The organism is Azonexus sp. MM2026_4 (assembly GCF_055901855.1).
Map to the genome: position 1 here is coordinate 1,914,752 of NZ_CM148380.1, position 17,189 is coordinate 1,931,940.

18 protein-coding genes are annotated in these 17,189 nt (G+C 65.5%); 13 read left to right on the forward strand and 5 right to left on the reverse strand.

The genetic code is table 11. From position 1 onward, the window contains the following. The first annotated feature begins 317 nt into the window (after positions 1-317). Positions 318-2,015 (forward strand): IS1634 family transposase, encoded by a 1,698-nt coding sequence (locus AC0KWY_RS08865; RefSeq protein ID WP_474026189.1) that lies wholly within the window; start codon positions 318-320, stop codon positions 2,013-2,015. On the opposite strand, the gene AC0KWY_RS08870 is transcribed toward AC0KWY_RS08865, so the two are convergent. Further along, positions 1,901-2,950, reverse strand: coding sequence for a TPM domain-containing protein (locus tag AC0KWY_RS08870; RefSeq protein ID WP_474029278.1), 1,050 nt, complete (start codon positions 2,948-2,950; stop codon positions 1,901-1,903). The two genes, AC0KWY_RS08865 and AC0KWY_RS08870, sit on opposite strands and share 115 nt — an antisense overlap. 14 nt (positions 2,951-2,964) lie before the next feature. Continuing rightward, on the reverse strand, positions 2,965-4,041 hold the full coding sequence (locus AC0KWY_RS08875; RefSeq protein ID WP_474029279.1) for a hypothetical protein: 1,077 nt from the start codon (positions 4,039-4,041) through the stop codon (positions 2,965-2,967). Positions 4,042-4,219: 178 nt separating this feature from the next. Here AC0KWY_RS08875 and AC0KWY_RS08880 point away from each other — a divergent pair, with 178 nt between their 5' ends. From AC0KWY_RS08880 to draG, 10 genes are all read left to right on the forward strand, one after another. Further along, complete coding sequence (locus tag AC0KWY_RS08880) at positions 4,220-4,744, forward strand: YgjP-like metallopeptidase domain-containing protein (RefSeq protein ID WP_474029280.1); 525 nt, start codon at positions 4,220-4,222, stop codon at positions 4,742-4,744. 81 nt (positions 4,745-4,825) lie between these two features. Then, positions 4,826-5,503, forward strand: coding sequence for a superoxide dismutase (locus tag AC0KWY_RS08885; protein WP_474029281.1), 678 nt, complete (start codon positions 4,826-4,828; stop codon positions 5,501-5,503). Between the two features lie 144 nt (positions 5,504-5,647). Beyond that, the gene (nifB, locus tag AC0KWY_RS08890) at positions 5,648-7,150 is read left to right on the forward strand and encodes a nitrogenase cofactor biosynthesis protein NifB (protein ID WP_474029282.1); all 1,503 of its coding nucleotides are present in this window, start codon (positions 5,648-5,650) and stop codon (positions 7,148-7,150) included. Then, on the forward strand, positions 7,151-7,429 hold the full coding sequence (locus AC0KWY_RS08895) for a 4Fe-4S binding protein (protein WP_374327253.1): 279 nt from the start codon (positions 7,151-7,153) through the stop codon (positions 7,427-7,429). Between the two features lie 824 nt (positions 7,430-8,253). Next, positions 8,254-8,724 carry an ArsC/Spx/MgsR family protein gene (locus AC0KWY_RS08900; protein WP_474029283.1) on the forward strand — a complete coding sequence of 157 codons (471 nt, stop codon included), beginning with the start codon at positions 8,254-8,256 and terminating at the stop codon, positions 8,722-8,724. Further along, positions 8,702-9,973, forward strand: coding sequence for an FprA family A-type flavoprotein (locus tag AC0KWY_RS08905; protein WP_474029284.1), 1,272 nt, complete (start codon positions 8,702-8,704; stop codon positions 9,971-9,973). The genes AC0KWY_RS08900 and AC0KWY_RS08905 overlap by 23 nt, the downstream gene beginning before the upstream one ends. Positions 9,974-9,989: 16 nt before the next feature. Next, the gene (locus tag AC0KWY_RS08910; RefSeq protein WP_474029285.1) at positions 9,990-10,277 is read left to right on the forward strand and encodes a 2Fe-2S iron-sulfur cluster-binding protein; all 288 of its coding nucleotides are present in this window, start codon (positions 9,990-9,992) and stop codon (positions 10,275-10,277) included. Between the two features lie 85 nt (positions 10,278-10,362). Further along, entirely contained in the window at positions 10,363-10,725 is a 363-nt protein-coding gene (locus AC0KWY_RS08915; protein WP_474029286.1) for a 2Fe-2S iron-sulfur cluster-binding protein, read from the forward strand. Positions 10,726-10,732: 7 nt separating this feature from the next. Continuing rightward, positions 10,733-11,305 carry a nitrogen fixation protein NifQ gene (locus AC0KWY_RS08920; RefSeq protein ID WP_474029287.1) on the forward strand — a complete coding sequence of 191 codons (573 nt, stop codon included), beginning with the start codon at positions 10,733-10,735 and terminating at the stop codon, positions 11,303-11,305. Then, positions 11,284-12,237, forward strand: coding sequence for an ADP-ribosyl-[dinitrogen reductase] hydrolase (gene draG / locus AC0KWY_RS08925; RefSeq protein ID WP_474029288.1), 954 nt, complete (start codon positions 11,284-11,286; stop codon positions 12,235-12,237). Before AC0KWY_RS08920 ends, draG begins: the two co-directional genes overlap by 22 nt. Before the next feature lie 215 nt (positions 12,238-12,452). On the opposite strand, the gene AC0KWY_RS08930 is transcribed toward draG, so the two are convergent. Continuing rightward, positions 12,453-13,295, reverse strand: a complete 843-nt coding sequence (locus tag AC0KWY_RS08930) for a LysR family transcriptional regulator (protein ID WP_474029289.1) — start codon at positions 13,293-13,295, stop codon at positions 12,453-12,455. 100 nt (positions 13,296-13,395) lie between these two features. Here AC0KWY_RS08930 and AC0KWY_RS08935 point away from each other — a divergent pair, with 100 nt between their 5' ends. Beyond that, the gene (locus tag AC0KWY_RS08935; protein WP_474029290.1) at positions 13,396-14,604 is read left to right on the forward strand and encodes a YbfB/YjiJ family MFS transporter; all 1,209 of its coding nucleotides are present in this window, start codon (positions 13,396-13,398) and stop codon (positions 14,602-14,604) included. 211 nt (positions 14,605-14,815) lie between these two features. On the opposite strand, the gene AC0KWY_RS08940 is transcribed toward AC0KWY_RS08935, so the two are convergent. Further along, positions 14,816-15,196, reverse strand: a complete 381-nt coding sequence (locus AC0KWY_RS08940) for a bacteriohemerythrin (protein WP_474029291.1) — start codon at positions 15,194-15,196, stop codon at positions 14,816-14,818. Then, entirely contained in the window at positions 15,196-15,753 is a 558-nt protein-coding gene (locus AC0KWY_RS08945; protein WP_474029292.1) for a hypothetical protein, read from the reverse strand. The genes AC0KWY_RS08940 and AC0KWY_RS08945 overlap by 1 nt, the downstream gene beginning before the upstream one ends. 230 nt (positions 15,754-15,983) lie before the next feature. On the opposite strand from AC0KWY_RS08945, the gene AC0KWY_RS08950 reads away from it, so the two are divergent. Next, entirely contained in the window at positions 15,984-17,189 is a 1,206-nt protein-coding gene (locus AC0KWY_RS08950) for a hypothetical protein (protein ID WP_474029294.1), read from the forward strand.

The window sequence follows — 17,189 nt, forward strand, 5'->3', positions numbered from 1 at the left end:
AACTCGGTTGACTGAGCTTTCCGTGCCGCCGACCGAAAGCCCTGGCGTCAATAATCCCCCGACGCCCCGCCGCCGCCTGAACTTCCCCCGCCCGACGACGAGGAATCGCCGGACCCGGAATCCCAAGAGGATGACGACGAACTGACGTGCCAGTGCCCCCGAGTTCGACAGTTCGAGCCCAAAAAAGGCCATTTTCGAGCAGTTGCCCACGCAGCCATGCGGGTTTCAAGGCGATTTTCCAAAAAGTCGTGTAGTGGCACGTCGCTGGTTTTAATAGCTATATTTGACAAGCATTGCCGTGCTGGTAAAGTATTGGCATGTTCCTCAAGATCACTCGTTCCGGTCCGCGCCAGTATCTCCAGCTTGTCGAAGCCTTCCGTGACGACGCTGGCAAGGCCAAGCATCGCACCCTGGTCACGCTCGGTCGCCTGGATCAACTGACCGACAGCCTGGATTCCGTCATCTCTGGCCTGCTCAAGGTCACCGGTCGGCCGGATTTCCTGAATGCTCCATTGCCCGCAGTCGAGTTCGAATCGGCGCGTGCGCTCGGCAACGTCTGGGCACTCAACGAACTGTGGGAATCGCTGGGCTTTGGCGAACTGCGCCGCGTGTTCCGCAAGACCCGGCACAGCATCGATGTCGAAGCGCTGATTCGGGTCATGGTGTTCAATCGCCTGTGTGATCCGGAGTCGAAGCTCGGTATCTTGCGCTGGCTGGAGACGGTAGCGATGCCGGACGTTGAGGTGGAATCGATCACCCATCAGCATCTGCTGCGCAGTATGGATGCCCTGGTCGATCATCAAACTGAAGTCGATGCTATGGTCGCCAACTTGCTGCGCCCCTTGATCGATCAGGAATTGTCGGTGGTGTTCTACGACATGACCACCATTCGCACGGAAGGTACCTCTGACCAGGAAGGCGATGTCCGCCAGTTCGGCATGGCCAAGGAAGGCCTCATCGCCCGTCAGGTCATGCTGGGAGTGGTGCAAACGGGCGATGGCCTGCCGATTTATCACGAGGTGTTTGCCGGCAACACGGCGGAATCGCCCACCTTGTTGCCGACCTTGAAGACGGTGCTCGAACGCTTCCCGTCGATTTGCAGGGTGGTGCTGGTGGCAGATCGGGGCTTGCTGTCGCTGGATAACCTGGAGGCGCTCTCCGAGATCCGCCTGCAAAGCGGTGAGCCACTGGAATTTGTGCTGGCCGTTCCCGGACGACGCTACAGCGAATTTGCCGAACTGCTCGACAGCTTTCAGGCGCAGTGCGTCGATGCTGAGCAGGAAATCGTCAGCGAATTGCCGTGGCGTGGATTGCGCTTGGTCGTTGCCCACGATCCTGACGTCGCCAAGGATGCCCAGGCATTGCGCCGCGAACGAATCGAAGCGCTGGAAGCTCAGGCGAACGCGTGGGTAGGCAAACTCGATGCGCAGGATGCCGGGGTGAAAGCCCGTGGCAAAAAGCTCTCCGACAGCGGCGCCAAGGCGCGGCTGTATCACGCGGTCAAGGATGCGCATCTCGCCAATATCATTCGCGTCGATTTGAAGAATGAGCTCTTTGCCTACGAAATCGACCCCGATGCCCTGGCGCTGGCTGAACTGATGGATGGCAAATTGCTGCTGGTAACCAATACGCCGGATTTGTCGCCACAGTGCGTGGTTGACCGTTACAAGTCGCTCGCCGATATCGAGCGCGGCTTCCGGGTGCTGAAATCGGAAATCGAGATTGGCCCGGTGTTTCATCGACTGCCAGAGCGGATCAAGGCGCACGCTGCCATCTGCTTCATTGCCTTGATCCTTTACCGCGTCATGCGACAGCGATTGAGCAGCGCCGATGCGCAACTGTCGCCGGAGCGGGCGCTGCAGGAGTTGCAGAAGCTTCAGCATCATCAGATTCGCATCAATCAGGCCGAACGGCCAGTCACTGGCATTTCTCGCCTCTCCGAAACACAGGACCGCGTTTTTGCCGCTTTGAGATTGAAAAAACCGACGCAACCACAGCAACTTTCTCTCTTGTAGTACACGTTTTTGAACTGCGGTTCATATAAAACAACAGCTTGCGCGTTTAACTGTCGAACTCGGGAGTGCCCGGCGTCGCTAGCGCTGGCGCCAGCCCGCCCCCTGCCGCCGAACAGCAGCGGCAGGCTGAAGACGAGGGCGAAGAGGGCGTTGGCGCCGAGCAGCGCCCAGACGATTTCCGGATCGCCCGGGAAGGCTTGCGAGAAGACGCCAAGGAACAGGCCGAAGAAGAGGCCGAAGAAAGCGAACAGGATGAAGGCACCGCGGATTTTTTGCGCATCGGCACGCCGCCGCCGGCGCAGCCAGTAAATCAGGGGAAAGCAGAGGTTGCCCAGGCAGACGGCGAGGAGGCGCTGCAGAAAGAGCGCGCCGTCGATCTCCGCGACTTGGCCGTCAGCGCTGCCGGCGGTCAGTTCGGCGAGGGCGGCGGGATCGCCCTGCATGCTCCGGCGCATGACGTCGAAGCCGGCGAGCAGGCCTTCGGCGTAGCGGTCGTCGCGGAAGGCGGGCCGATAGACGCCGTTGACGATGCGCTTGCTGAGCGCGTCGGTGAGCGTACCTTCCAGGCCGTAGCCGACTTCGATGCGTATCTTGCGCTCGTTGGGCGCGACCATGACGAGCAGGCCGTTGTCCTTGTCGGCCCGGCCGAGGCGCCATTGTTCGAAGGTCTTGACCGCCGCCATCTCGATGCTGTCGCCCTGCAGGCTGCCGGTGATGAAGACGGCGGCCCAGATGCCGTCCTGGCTGCGCAGTTCGGCGATGCGCTGGCTGAGCGTCGCTTGCTGTTCGGCGGAAAGGCGGCCGGTCTCGTCGAGGACGTCGCCCTGGAAGGGCGGCGGCGCAAAGGCGCGGGCGGCCAGCGCGACCAAGGACAGGCAAAGCGCCAGCCAGAACTGGCGCTGCCAACTCAGGGGGGTCCGGCGGGCGGCGGGCATGGTTTCGCTTCTCCTCAGCCCGGCTCGGGCCTTTCGATCAGGCTGCGCAGCAATTCGCCACTGGGCAGTTGAAAGCTGAGCCCGATCGCCCGCACTTGCCAGTCGCCACCGGGAGTCCAGCGCTGGAAGCCGGTCAGCACGCAGTCGGTGCTGCGTTTCTCGCCGGCTTCGGGCGGGCTGCCGAGCATCTGCGTGTAGGGCGTCAGCCCGGGCTGTTCGAGGATCAGGTAGGCACGCGGGCGGGGAATCGGCGCCACCGGATCGACGCCGTCGGGCCGGAAGGCAACGGTGAATTCGGCGGCCGGCGGGGCGTTGGCAAAATCCAGCGCCGGCGTGAATTCCGAGCGCTGCCGACCAGCGAAACCCTTTTCCCAGTGCAACCGCAGGTAGGGCGGCGCCTCTTTGGCCGACCACATGAGGTGCAGGTCGTTGCCGTTGGTACAGTAAACCGGATGGGCGCTGCCCTGATCGACCGGCCACAGCCCGCCCTGGCGCAGTTCGACGGCGAGCAGCCGGGTATCGGCTGGCGCCAGCAGGGACTGGCTGTAGATCAGCCCGACGCCGGGCAGGTGGTAGCGCTGTACCGGCTGCACGGTGTGGCGCAGCGGGGGGTTGTCGGCGGGTAGCGTACGTTGCATGCCGATCTCGCGGGCGGCCGCGTAGAGCGGCGCTTCGGCGGCGAAGAAGGCAGTGCCGGGAATGGCCAGGATGGCCAGTCCGCTGACCGCCAGCGCCAGGCTCTCGCCACCCGTCAGCGCCGGCCTCGCCCAGCGGCCGGCCAGCAGGTGGCTGCCGAACCAGAGCGGCGGGGCGACGAAGAGCAGGACCACGTAGAACACCGCCAGCGCTTCCGGGCCGCCGACGCTGCGCGCCGGGACGATCAGCACGGCAAGCACCAGCGGGGCCGCCAGCGCCGACACCAGGCGCACGAAGAGCCAGCCGGCGACGCGCCCGGAACGCTTGAAGCAGCGGCTTTCCAGCCAGAGCAGAGCAAGCATCAGGGCGAGCAGGCCAGCCGCCGCCAGCCACCAGACCTGCCTTTGCCCGGAGGGCATGCGCGAGAAGGTATCGAGGACTTGCTGCCATTCCATGGCGGGGCTCCGGAGAATGCCGCGGGCGACGTGTCCGCCAGTTTAACCGCGAGCGGGGCCGCCTGCCGACGCGCCGAAAAATGCGCCGAGATACGATGCCGGGCCCGGACGACGAATACCGCGCTACCCATTTCCCTCGATTCCCAGGACAATTCCGCCCTGTTCCGGAAGCTTCCCCGTGCCCACTCCGCTCCCCGTCTACCTCGCCGGCTATCCGCCCGCCCTGACCGAACCGGTCGTCCGCCCGCTCGCCGAGGGACGGCTGGGCGCAGCGTTGCGCCGTAAATACCCGGCGGCGCACGCGATCCGCACCGACCGGGCGCTGCACGACTACGTCCAGGCATTGCGCGCCGAACACCTGCGCAATGCGCCGCAGCCGAGCAAGATCCTGTTCGACGGCAAGCTGCAGGCGGTCGGCCGGGCGCTCGGCACGCACACGCGGATCGCCCGCGTCCAGGGCGGCAAGCTCAAGACCAAGCACGAAATCCGCATCGCCGCGGTGTTTCGCGAGGCGCCGCCGGAATTCCTGCGCATGATCGTCGCCCACGAACTGGCGCACCTCAAGGAAGGCGAGCACGACAAGGCGTTCTACGCGCTGTGTTGCCACATCGAAGCGGATTACCACCAGCTGGAATTCGACACCCGGGTCTATCTCTGCCACCTGGCCGCCGGCGGCGCGCCCTTGTGGCCGGCGACGCCCTGACGCAGCGGAACTTCCTGGCCGGCGGCATGCCGAATGGTTCCCGGCATGCCGGGGACAACCCACGCCAAGGAGACCCAGATCATGTCACTGACCCGTTTCGCCGCCATCGCGCTGGCCTGCCTGCCGGGCATCGCCGCCGCCCAGTTCAGCCTCGCCCCACTGCCCTACCCGGCCGACGCGCTCGAGCCCTACATCGACAAGACGACGATGGAAATCCACCACGATCGCCACCACGCCGCCTACGTCAACAACCTGAACGCCCAGGTCAAGGCCGTTCCCGAACTTGCCGGCCTGTCGCTGACGGCGCTGCAGGGCCAGATTTCGCGCTTCGGCCCGGCGGTGCGCAACAACGGCGGCGGCCACTACAACCATGAACTGTTCTGGCAGTTGATGGCGCCCGAAGGCCAGCGCGGCAAGCCGTCGCCAGCCCTGGAAATGGCGATCAACGCCGCCTTCGGCTCGCTCGACGAGATGAAGAAGCGCTTCGACCAGGCCGCCGTGACCCGCTTCGGCTCCGGCTGGGCGTGGCTGATCGTGACTCCGGACAAGAAGCTGGCGGTGACCTCGACGCCCAACCAGGACAACCCGCTGATGGACCTGCCCGGCATCGAGCGCGGCACGCCCATCCTCGCCCTCGACGTCTGGGAACACGCCTACTACCTGAAGTACCAGAACAAGCGCGCCGACTACGCGACCAACTGGTGGCACGTGGTGAACTGGAACGAAGTCAACCTGCGTTACGCGGCAGCGACTCGCTAAAACGTACCGGCGGCTGTCGACTTTGCGACAGCCGCCCCGACAAGCACCGCCAGCAAAATACCCAAGGCATTGATTTAACTGAACAAAGGACTCTGGCACAGCGATTGCTGAAATGACTGCGAACCGATTTCCAGGAGGCAGACCGTGGAACTTCCAGTCATCAGCAACAACGCACCGGCCGCCGAAGGCGGCGGTTGCTCATCCAGCGGTTGCGGCACGGCGCCGGACGGGCTGGCCCACCTGCCGGAGCACATCCGGGCCAAGGTGCAGGACCATCCCTGCTATTCCGAGCAGGCGCACCACTACTTCGCCCGCATGCACGTCGCCGTGGCGCCGGCCTGCAACATCCAGTGCAATTACTGCAACCGCAAGTACGACTGCTCGAACGAATCGCGTCCGGGCGTCGTCTCCGAGCTGCTGACGCCGGATCAGGCGATCAAGAAGGTGCTCGCGGTAGCCGCCGAGATTCCGCAGATGACGGTACTCGGCATCGCCGGACCGGGAGACCCCTTGGCCAACCCGGGCCGCACTTTCGACACTTTCCGCCAGCTCTCCGAGAAGGCCCCGGACATCAAGCTGTGCGTGTCGACCAACGGGCTGTCGCTGCCCGAACACGTCAACGAGATCGCCAAGCACAACATCGACCACGTGACGATCACCATCAACTGTGTCGATCCGGAAGTCGGCGCCAAGATCTATCCGTGGATCTACTGGCAGAACAAGCGCATCTTCGGCATCGAAGGCGCGAAGATCCTCATCGAGCAGCAGCAGAAGGGTCTGCAGATGCTGACCGAGCGCGGCATCCTGGTGAAGGTCAATTCGGTGCTGATCCCCGGCGTCAATGACCAGCACCTCAAGGAAGTCTCGAAGATCGTCAAGGAAAAGGGCGCCTTCCTGCACAACGTCATGCCGCTGATCGCCGAGGCCGAGCACGGCACCTACTACGGCATCATGGGCCAGCCGGAACCGAGCCAGGAAATGCTGCAGGAACTGCAGGACGCCTGTGCCGGCGACATGGCGATGATGCGCCACTGCCGCCAGTGCCGCGCCGACGCGGTCGGCCTGCTGGGCGAGGATCGCGGCGACGAGTTCACGATGGACAAGATCGACGTCATGGACATCGACTACGAAGCCGCCATGGTCCGCCGCAAGCAGGTGCACGACGAGATCATCGACAAGCTGGAAGCCGAACGCGGCGTCGCCAAGCCAAAGCCGACCGACATCCCGGAAGGTTCGCGGCCGGTGCTGATGGCGGTGGCCGGCAAGAACGGCCTGGTCGCCGAGCACTTTGGTCATGCCCGCGAGTTCCTGATCTACGAGGCTTCGCCGGAAGGCGTGCGCTTCATCAGCCACCGCAAGACCGAGCTGTACTGCGGCGGCATGGACGCCTGCGGCGACGGCGACCTGGTCGAAGCGGGCGGGACGGAATCGCTGCTCGACCGCAACATCCGGATTCTCGCCGGCTGCGAGGTCGTGCTCTGCTCCAAGGTCGGTTACGAGCCCTGGGCCAAGCTGGAAGCCGCCGGCATCGCGCCGAACGGCGAACACGCGATGGAGCCGATCGAGGAAGCGGTGATGGCGGTGTACAAGGAAATCGCGGCGACCGGCAAATTGCTGCCGCAAGCCGATACTCTGAAGGTGGCGTAAATGGCACTGCAGATAACCGAATCCTGCGTCAATTGCTGGGCTTGCGTCGATGTCTGTCCGAACGACGCGATCTACGAAGACAAGCCGCACTTCCTGATCGAGCCCGACAAATGCACCGAATGTCTGGGCGACCACGCCGACCCGCAATGCGCCGCGATCTGCCCGATCGAGATGGCCATCGTCAATGAACTGGGCGAGTTCCTGAACCCGCCCGGTTCGCTGACCGGCATCCCGATCGAGAAGCTGAAGGAGCTCGGATTGTGGCGGGACGCGGCGTAAGAGCTTCTTCGCCGCTGGCGGCCGACCGGGTTTGGGCCTGGTCGGCTTTGGCTGTTTCTGCGGTTTCGGAATGGCTATTGGCTTTGGTTTCTCAAGCGCGGTTGTTGTTTGCTGAACCGCTGTTTTTCGCTGGCGACCGGCGGGTGGCTTTGGTTTTTGATGCGCCGTTTTCCGCCGCTGACCGGCGGGCGTACTTTCTTTTTTGTGGAAAAAAGAAAGTAGCCAAAGAAAAAGCCACCCCCAGGTCGGCGCCGGGCTACGCCCGGTCCCTTGCGCTACTCGACGCGCCGGGCGGCTGCGGAACTCGGCCCTGCGGGCCTCAGACAGTCCTCGCCGACTTCCCCCGGCACGCCTGCGTTGCTCAGCGCCTCTCAGGGGGGCCCCCAAAAGCGTCTCTGCTGATTGGCCGAGGTTTAAACCTTTTTTATTTCCGTTCCGCTCGGTTTGCCGGGCCCATTGGGAGGCGCCGAGCAACGCAGGCGTTGGCGGATAAAGGGCGAGCACTGTCTGAGGGGCAAAGCCCCGAGTTGCGCAGCCCCCGCCAACGACGAGTAGCGCAGGGCACCCGCGCAGCGGGCGCCGACCTAGGGGTGGCCTTCTTTTTGGCTACTTTTTCTTGGCCACGCAAGAAAAAGTACGCCCGCCGGTCAGCGGCGGAACCCAGCGGTTCAGCAACCAAACACGCTCGCCCGTCAGGCGCGGAAGCCGGCGCTTCAGCAACCCAAGCCACCAGAACAAGCACTGATCAAGCACTACCAAAAACAAAAACCAACTCATCCCAATCCCAACGGCCCCTTTGACTCCATAACCAGGAACCCACCCGCATGGCCACCATCACCTTCTACGAAAAGCCCGGTTGCAAGGGCAACCTGCGCCAGAAAACCCTGCTCGCCGCTGCCGGCCATACCGTCCAGGCGAAGAACCTGAAGACCGAGCCGTGGACCGCCGAGCGCCTGCTGCAATTCCTCGCCAAGCTGCCGGTGGCCCGCTGGTTCAACCCGAGCGCGCCGGCGATCAAGAGTGGCCAGTTGGTGCCGGAGAACATCAGCTTCGAGCACGCGCTGCAACTGCTGCTGGAAAATCCCCTGATGATCCGCCGCCCGCTGATGGAAATCGGCGACGAGCGCATGGTCGGCTTCGACACCGCGGCGGTCAACGCCTGGGTCGGGCTGAACGGCGTCGAGCTGCCGGCAGGCAACATCGAGGCCTGCGTGCATGGTCCCGACGGACACGGCAGCTGCGGCAGCCACGATCACGACGACGAGGCGGAACATGCCGCTTGCGGCAGTCACTGATTCCGCCGTCGAGCTGGCGCCGGGCGTCCACTGGGTGGGCGCCCTCGACCCGCACCTGCGCAGTTTCGACATCATCCTGAAGACGGCCAACGGGACCACCTACAACGCCTACGTGGTGCGCGGGGAAACCGGCGTGGCGGTGATCGACACGGTCAAGGAGAGTTTCTCCGACGATTTCTTCCGCCGTCTGGAGTCGGTCGCCGATTACGACGAAATCACCACCATCGTCCTCAACCACCTGGAGCCGGACCACAGCGGCGCCCTGCCCGAACTGCTGCGCCGCGCGCCGCAGGCACGGGTCTATCTGTCTAGCCGCGCCCAGATGATGCTGAAGGCGCTGCTGAAGCCGGCCGGCGGCAAGCCGCCCGAGTACATCCCGGTGACCACCGACGACACCGTCGATCTCGGCGGCCGCACGCTACGCTTCCTGCACACGCCTTACCTGCACTGGCCGGACACGCAGTGCACCTACCTGGTCGAGGACGGCATCCTGTTCTCCGGCGACATCTTCGGCTGCCACTTCTGCGATCCGCGCCTGTTCAGCGACGCGGTCGGCGATTTCCGCTTTTCATTCGAGTATTACTACGCCCACATCATGCGCCCCTTCCGCGAGCACGTGCTCGACGCGGTGGCGCTGATCGAGCCGCTCGAACTGACGGCGATCGCCCCGGCGCACGGGCCGATCCTGCGCCAGCAGCCGCGCGACTACGTGCACCGCTACCGCGAGCTGGCGACGCCGCGCCTGTTCAACGAGGCGCGGGTGGAAAAGACCCTGCTCGTCTTCTATATCTCGGCCTACGGCAACACGCGGCGCATGGCCGAGGCGCTCGCCGCCGGCGCCGAGGCCCTGGGCGGCGTGCGCGTCTCGCTCTATGACCTCGAAGGCGGCGAGGCCGGCGTATTCACCGACCTGATCGAGGAAGCCGACGCGCTCGCCTTCGGCAGCCCGACGATCAACGGCGACGCTGTGAAGCCGGTATGGGACGTGCTGTCGTCGCTGACCACGGTCAACGTCAAGGGCAAGCTGGGTGCCGCTTTCGGTTCCTACGGCTGGAGCGGCGAGGCGGTACGGCTGATCGAGGACCGCCTGCGCGGCCTCAAGCTGCGCGTGCCGGTGGAAGGGCTGCGCATCAAGCTGGTCCCCGACAACGGCGAGCTGGCGGCCTGCCGCGACCTCGGCGAACTACTGGCGCGCCACCTGACCGGCCGTCTCGAAACCCGCGTCATCGACATGGCCGAACTGGCCTGAATCTGGAGAGAAGAAAATGCCCAAAGCGAAAGTCACCTTCGAAGACATCGGCGTCGCCGTCACCGTCCCGGCCGGCACCCGGCTCATCGAAGTCTCGGAGAAGGTCGGCGCCGGCATCACCTACGGCTGCCGCGAAGGCGAATGCTGCACCTGCCTGACCAAGGTGATTTCCGGCGGCGAAAACCTCGCCCCGCCGAGCGTTCTCGAGGACCAGGTGCTGAAGGACAACCTGGCCCCGCGCGGCCATCGACTGGCCTGCCAGGCGCAGATCCTGGGCGGCGAAATCGTCGTCAAGCCCGCCTGAGTCACCGCACAAGATTAAAAGCAAAGCTTCACCCCGACTACAACAGAGAAACCCCGATAACCCGCTCAACCCGAAGGAAACAACAATGGCGCTCATCACTTTCAGCAGTCCGCTGCACAAGGACAAAACCGTTTATGCGGTGGCCGGCAGCCGTACCCAGACCGTGCTTTCCCTGGCCAAGGAACACCACATCCCGATCGATTTCGGCTGCGAGAACGGCGACTGCGGCACCTGCCTGGTCAAGGTCTCGTCGGTCGATGCCAAGCGCAGCCCGATGGGCGCCCCGCTCACCGACCACGAGGTGCGCGTGCTGCGCGAACTGGGCAAGATCACCCAGGCCGAAGTCGACAAGATGCTGGTCGACGACCTGTGTCCGACCCAGTGGCGTCTCGCCTGCCAGATGGTGCTGCGCGACGAGGACCTGCTGATCGAGTACCCGAGCAAGTGAGTCGGTGATGAACGGTCCGGATCGTCTGCCCTGGCGTTCGCTGCTGCAAGCCGGCCTGCTGGCCGCGCCGGCCGGCGCCGTGGCGCGTGACGATCCGAACCGGCCCTTGCTGGCCAGCCTGCTCGCCGGGCAGGCGGCCGGCGAAGGTTGCCTGCCCGCCGACCTCGGCCTTGGCGCCGAACGTCACGCGGCGCTACTGCGCGATTATTTCCCCGGCTGCCCGCTGCCGCCAGCGGCCGATTCCCGGCTCGACCTGCCGGAAGCCGAGGAACTGCAGCGCCTGCTACGCGATCACCTCGCCCCCGACCTGGCCAGCGCCGCCTGGATGGTGGACATCCTGACCGCCGCCTGCGTCGGCCGCGACCACCTGTGGCAGGATCTCGGCCTCAACGACCGTGCCGAGCTGAGCCGGCTGATGCTCATCAATTTCCCGGCTCTCGCCGCCGCCAACACGGGCGACATGAAGTGGAAGAAATTCCTCTATCGCCAGTTCTGCGCGCGCGAGGGCATTTATGTCTGCCCTGCCCCTTCCTGCGGCGTCTGCGCCGATCACGCAAAATGTTTTGGTCCGGAGAACTGATTGCCCGCAACGCGCCGGTCCGTCGGCGCGTCACCCAGGAACGCCCGCCGCTGCACGAGCGGGCGATCGCCGCCTATCTCGGCCTGGCGATCGGCGACGCCCTGGGCGCCACCGTCGAATTCATGACCCCGGCGGAAATCCGCCAGCAATACGGCGTCCATGACGAAATCCGGGGCGGCGGCTGGCTGCGCCTGAAACCCGGCCAGGTCACCGACGACACGACGATGTCGCTGGCGCTCGGCGAGGCCATCCTCGCCGCCGGCGCGGTCGACGCGCTGACCGCCGCCGACGCCTTCGACGCCTGGATGCGCGGCAAGCCGGTAGACATCGGCAACACCGTGCGCCGCAACCTGGTGACCTTCCGCAAGAGCCGCAACCCGGAGGCGCCGCCGTCCGAACACGACGCCGGCAACGGCGCCGCCATGCGCGTGCTGCCGGTGGCGCTCGCCTGCTACGGGCACTCACCGCAACAGGTGATCGCCGCCAGCCGCGCCCAGGCCCACGTCACCCATCACAATGCGGTGTCCGACGCGGCCTGCGAGACGCTGGTCTTCATGGTCCAGGATTTTCTCGCCGGGCGCGACGCGCTGACCGTCGAACGCGAACGCGCCGCCCGCCTGGTCGCCGACTTTCCCTGCTACGCCTGGGACCGCAAGCACGCCGACAACCCTTCCGGCTACGTCGTCGATACCGTGCAGGCGGTATTCCAGTCGCTGTTCGCCACCGAGTGCTTCGAGGACTGCCTGATCGACATCGTCAATCGCGGCGGCGATGCCGACACCACCGGCGCCATCGCCGGCATGCTGGCCGGCGCCCGCTACGGGCTGGAGGCGATTCCCCGGCGCTGGCTGCGCAACCTCGACGAGCTGACCCGGGTACGCTGCGAAAAGCAGGCCGAAGCCCTCATCCGCCTCGCCGGCGCGCCCGCCTGAGCTGCCTCGTCCATCAGTTGCGAGGTATCGCCGGCACCCGCAACACAGGCCGATACGCGCTGTTGCAAACCGTTACTTGCCGCCGGCGGGCCGGCTCCGTATTCTGAACCCATGTGCTGAGCAGACATCAGCCCAGACGGTCACCTCCCTCCCCCCGACCCCAACAGACCGTCCAGAAAGCCTCGTACTCCCCCCGGTACGGGGCTTTCGCCTTTTCAGGGCACCGTCAGCGCCCCGGCCAGCGTCGCCAGTGCTGCCAGCGGCGGCGCTTCGCGCAGGCGGATCATGCCGGTTGGGACAGCGGCGATTGCCGGCGGCAAGGTTTCGACCACCAGCTCCGCCGCGTGCGGCGACTGTTCGACAACGCGCCGTGGCATCAGCGTCCAGCCAAGGCCGACCGCGACGCAACCGAGGATGCCTTCGAGGGTGCCGAACTCCATCGCGTCGGCCAGCGCATGGCCCTGGCTGCGCTGCCAGGCAAGCGCCCGGGTGCGGTAGGCGCAACCTTCACGGAACAGGATCAGCGGCTGCTGCAGCGGATCGTGGCCGGCGGCATGGACCTGCACCAGTTCCTCGACCAGCAGTTCGCTGAACTCCAGTTCCGGGTGAATCACCGGCCCGGCGATCAAGGCGCAATCGAGCTTGTGCTGGATCACCCGGTCGGCCAGGCGGGCGCTGGTATCGGTGAATACCCGCAGCTCGATGCCGGGGTGGGCGGCGCGCACCGCCTTCAAGGCCTGCGGCAGATGCAGCGCGGCGAAGGTTTCCATGGCGCCGATGCGCAGTTCGCCGGTCGCCTCGCCGACCTGGCGCACCGCCGCCGCCGTCTGCCGCTCCAGCATCAGCAGGCGGCGGCTGTAGTCGAGCAGGACGCGGCCGGGCGGCGCCAGTTCCAACCCGCGCCCCTTGCGGAAGAACAATTCGGCGCCGAGCTCCTCTTCCAGCCGACGGATGCGCGCGGTGACGTTGGACTGCACGGTGTTCAGCTTGCGCGCCGCGGCGAGGATCCCACCTTCCTCGACCACCGCCTGGAAAGTCCTGAGGGCGAGCAGCTCCATGAATAAATCTCCAAAAACGAATGGTTGTATCTCAACAAATCAATTGTAGCGATAGCTTAGCCCGTTTATCGTTGTTTCACCAACCGAGGAGACAACCATAATGACCGACCAACGACAACGACTGAAAGTCCTGGGCGCCGGCATCTTCAGCCTGCTGCTGGCGCTTGGCGTGGCCCGTTTCGCCTACACGCCGCTGCTGCCGCTGATGCAGCAGCAGGCCGGACTCGGCGTCGCCGACGCCGGCTGGCTGGCGGCGATCAACTACGGCGGCTACCTGAGCGGCGCCCTGCTCGCTTCGCTGATCAGCGATCTGGTGCTGAAGGACCGCCTGTTCCGCCTCGGCATGCTGCTGGCGGTGGCCAGTACGGCACTGATGGGGCTGACCAGCGAACCCTGGCTGTGGGCGGTGTCGCGCTTCGTCGCCGGCCTGAGCAGCGCGGCGGCGATGCTGTTCGGCACCGGCCTCATCCTCAACTGGCTGATCCGCCATAACCACCGCAGCGAACTGGGCATCCACTTCGCCGGCATCGGGCTCGGCATCGCCGGCTGCGCCGCCGCCGTGGCGCTGATGCAGCAGTGGCTGGACTGGCGCCAGCAGTGGTTCGCGCTGACCGCGCTCGGCGCCCTGCTCGCCGTGCCGGCGCTGCGCTGGCTGCCGCCGCCCGATACCAGCGGCGTCACACGCAGCGGCGAAAAACTCGAAGACACCCCGCCGTCGCCGCTCTTCCTGCGTCTGTTCATGGCCGCCTATTTCTGCGCCGGCGTCGGCTACGTGGTCAGCGCCACTTTCATCGTCGCCATCGTCGATCGCCTGCCCGGCCTTTCCGGCAGCGGCACGCTGGTCTTTCTGGCGCTCGGCCTGGCGGCGGCGCCGGCCTGCATCGTCTGGGATCTCATCGCCCGCCGCACCGGCGAACTTAACGCGCTGATCCTCGCCGCGCTGCTGCAGATCGTCGGCATCCTGCTGCCATTGGCCGGCGGCCTGCTGCCGGCACTGGCCGGGGCAATGCTGTTCGGCGGTACCTTCATCGGCATGGTCAGCCTGGTCCTGACCATGGCCGGCCGCTACTACCCGACGCGACCGGCGAAGATGATGGGCAAGATGACGCTTTCCTACGGCCTGGCGCAGATTCTCGGCCCGGCGCTCACCGGCTGGCTGGCGGCGGGCCGCGCCGGCGACTACGCGGTCGGCCTCTATCTGGCGGCGGCGGTGATGCTGGTCGGCAGCGCCCTGCTCTTCCTGCTCAAGGCGGTGCAGCGGCGCGACGCCGGGGCTCCCGTCATCGCCTGCACCTGCCCGCAGAACTGAGCAGAACGGCGGCGACCACGGACCGATACGCGCTGTTGCAAACCGTTACTTGCCGCCGCTGGGACGGCTCTTTATTCTGAACTCATGTGCTGAACAGACATCAGCCCTGACGGTCACCTCCCTCTCCCCCAACTCCCCAGACCGTCCTGAAAGCCTCGTACTTCCCCCGGTACGGGGCTTTCGCCTTTTCCGGATGCGTATTCTGGCGTGCTCAGTCGCCTTGCGCCTTGAGCCGGGCGGCGAGCGCCGCGTCCATGGTCTGCAGGTGAGTCATGAACCAGCCCGGCAGATTGCGCGCGTACTCGCGCGCGGCTCGCAGCCGGCCGGCGGCGACCCCGCGCCCGAAGAAGGCGAGTTCGCCGAGCACCCGCAGATGCTCGGCACGATGCTCGCCGGTGGCCGGGAAACGGCAGGCCTGCATCAGCCGGTCCTCGTTCTCGAAGTGCTGCCGGGTATCGTCACGCAACTGCGCGAAGAGCGCCGGAAATTCGGCGTCGGAGGCCGCCAGCAAGGCGTCCGCCAGATCGACGAAGGCGCGGTGGGTGGCGTCCATTTCCGCCACCCCGAGAACCATTTCCGCCTGCCAGGGCATCAGATGGCGCCGTGGTTCTCGCGCTTGTTGGCGTTGGTCTTGCCCATTGCCTCGTCGAGCGCCATTTCCGGATACTTGAACGGGGTGACCAGCAGTTCCTCGTAGACGCGGACCACCTTGTCAGCGGCGCCCATGCCCTTGAAGTCGCTCTTTTCCAGACCCAGCGTCTCGCACAGCTCGGTCCACACCATGCCCTGCACCATCGGGATGAAGACGAACTGCGCGCCGTTGATCGTCAACACGAAGGGCTGGTCGATATTGACCGTGTACAGCACGACCTTGCTGCCGGCCGTGATGTCGGCGCCGTATTTTTCGAGCAGCGATGGCATGAACTGCAGTTCGTCGAGCGAACCGATCAGCAGCTTCAATTCATCGCCGACCGTCATCAGCACGGCCTGCTTCATGACTTGTTGCGGCGGCTTGCGGCGACCCTGGGCATCGGCGATTTCGCCTTCCTGCAGCACCAGTTCGCCGCGATAGGCGGCCCAGCCGGCCCGGCTCGCCGGTTCGCAGAAATTGGCATTGAAAAACAAGGACTGGTAACGATCCATCGGCATTTTTTCTTCCTTCCCTGAAGTTAAATCATCTCGGTACAAGACTGCTAGCAATTTCCTTGCCGAACCCCAATCCCTTGCCAGACAAGGCAATCCGGACGTTGCACCGGACCGCCTGTCGGCTTCCCGACATACCGCTTGTCGGCTTATCCCCGCGCGGCAAACCCAAACCCGCCAGACAAAGTGCATAATCCTGACGAACGACTTGCCTCGCACCTGCGAATTGGCCGACCATGCCCAACCGCTTCCGGATCACCTGCCTGTTTGCCGTCATCATGGCTGTCGCCAGGCCGACGTTCGCCGACGAAACGCTGGCTGTCTCGCCGTGGTCGGCGCTCGAGTTCAAGGGTTTCGGGACGCTCGGCGTCGCCCGCAGCGACAGCAACGACAGCCAGTTCGTCCGCGATCTCTCGCAGCCCGACGGGTTGGGCAAGCACTGGAGCGGCAAGACCGACACCATGCTCGGCCTGCAGGCGAATCTGACGCTCGGCCCGCGCACCGGCGCCGTCATGCAGGGCCTGGTGCGCTATCGCTACGATGGCAGCTGGCGCCCCGAGCTCAACCTGGCCTTCCTGCGCCACGACCTGGCGCCGGATTTCACGCTGCGAGCCGGCCGCATGGGCACCGAGTTCTACCTGCAGGCGGACGCCCGCCAGGTCGGCTACGCCAACACCATGCTGCGGCCGCCGGCCGACTATTTCGGGCCGATCGTCATTTCCTATTTCGACGGCATCGACGCCAGCCTGACCGGCGACACCGGTCACGGCCTGCTGCGCGGCAAGCTGTTCGCCGGCTGGGCGGCGGAGAAGACGCCGGTGGTCAAGCCGCACACCTGGGATCTGCGCGGTTCGCGCATGGCCGGCGCCTACCTCGACTACCTCAACGGCCCCTGGCAGTTCCGCGTCAGCCGCTCGAAGATCCGCTTCCAGCATCAGCAACCGCTCGACGCCGTGGCTGGCTTCCCGATCCTGACACTGGCGCCTGAACTCAACATCGAGGGCCGCCACGCGACTTACGACAGTCTCGGCCTGATCTACGACGAAGGGCGGCTGCAGGTGCAGGGCCAGGTCAGCAGCATCCGCTACGACACCTCCGCCTACGAGGACACCCGCGCCGGTTACCTGATGCTGGCCTACCGGGTCGGCCCGGTGACGCCCTACCTCGGCTACTCGCGCAGCCGCTCGCACGCCGCCAGCCTGACCACGCCGACCGTCCCGGCGCTGCAATCGGCGATCCGCCAGTTCATGGCGCAGACCCACAGCGACCAGGAAACCTACACCCTGGGCGCGCGCTGGGACTTCCAGCGCAACCTGGCACTCAAGGCGCAGGTGGACCTGATCCGCGGCGACCGCGATTCGCGTTTTCCGCAACGCTACACGCTAAACGACTGGGGCGGCAGCCTGAACGTCTTCAGTCTCGCGCTCGATTTCGTTTTCTGA

Bases quoted from the DNA above. Each gene is read 5' to 3' on its own strand.
- AC0KWY_RS08865 (WP_474026189.1), top strand. From the start codon at position 318: ATGTTCCTCAAGATCACTCGTTCCGGTCCGCGCCAGTATCTCCAGCTT.
- AC0KWY_RS08870 (WP_474029278.1), bottom strand. From the start codon at position 2,950: ATGCCCGCCGCCCGCCGGACCCCCCTGAGTTGGCAGCGCCAGTTCTGG.
- AC0KWY_RS08875 (WP_474029279.1), bottom strand. From the start codon at position 4,041: ATGGAATGGCAGCAAGTCCTCGATACCTTCTCGCGCATGCCCTCCGGG.
- AC0KWY_RS08885 (WP_474029281.1), top strand. From the start codon at position 4,826: ATGTCACTGACCCGTTTCGCCGCCATCGCGCTGGCCTGCCTGCCGGGC.
- AC0KWY_RS08895 (WP_374327253.1), top strand. From the start codon at position 7,151: ATGGCACTGCAGATAACCGAATCCTGCGTCAATTGCTGGGCTTGCGTC.
- AC0KWY_RS08900 (WP_474029283.1), top strand. From the start codon at position 8,254: ATGGCCACCATCACCTTCTACGAAAAGCCCGGTTGCAAGGGCAACCTG.
- AC0KWY_RS08905 (WP_474029284.1), top strand. From the start codon at position 8,702: ATGCCGCTTGCGGCAGTCACTGATTCCGCCGTCGAGCTGGCGCCGGGC.
- AC0KWY_RS08910 (WP_474029285.1), top strand. From the start codon at position 9,990: ATGCCCAAAGCGAAAGTCACCTTCGAAGACATCGGCGTCGCCGTCACC.
- AC0KWY_RS08915 (WP_474029286.1), top strand. From the start codon at position 10,363: ATGGCGCTCATCACTTTCAGCAGTCCGCTGCACAAGGACAAAACCGTT.
- AC0KWY_RS08920 (WP_474029287.1), top strand. From the start codon at position 10,733: ATGAACGGTCCGGATCGTCTGCCCTGGCGTTCGCTGCTGCAAGCCGGC.
- draG (WP_474029288.1), top strand. From the start codon at position 11,284: ATGTTTTGGTCCGGAGAACTGATTGCCCGCAACGCGCCGGTCCGTCGG.
- AC0KWY_RS08930 (WP_474029289.1), bottom strand. From the start codon at position 13,295: ATGGAGCTGCTCGCCCTCAGGACTTTCCAGGCGGTGGTCGAGGAAGGT.
- AC0KWY_RS08935 (WP_474029290.1), top strand. From the start codon at position 13,396: ATGACCGACCAACGACAACGACTGAAAGTCCTGGGCGCCGGCATCTTC.
- AC0KWY_RS08940 (WP_474029291.1), bottom strand. From the start codon at position 15,196: ATGCCCTGGCAGGCGGAAATGGTTCTCGGGGTGGCGGAAATGGACGCC.
- AC0KWY_RS08945 (WP_474029292.1), bottom strand. From the start codon at position 15,753: ATGCCGATGGATCGTTACCAGTCCTTGTTTTTCAATGCCAATTTCTGC.
- AC0KWY_RS08950 (WP_474029294.1), top strand. From the start codon at position 15,984: ATGCCCAACCGCTTCCGGATCACCTGCCTGTTTGCCGTCATCATGGCT.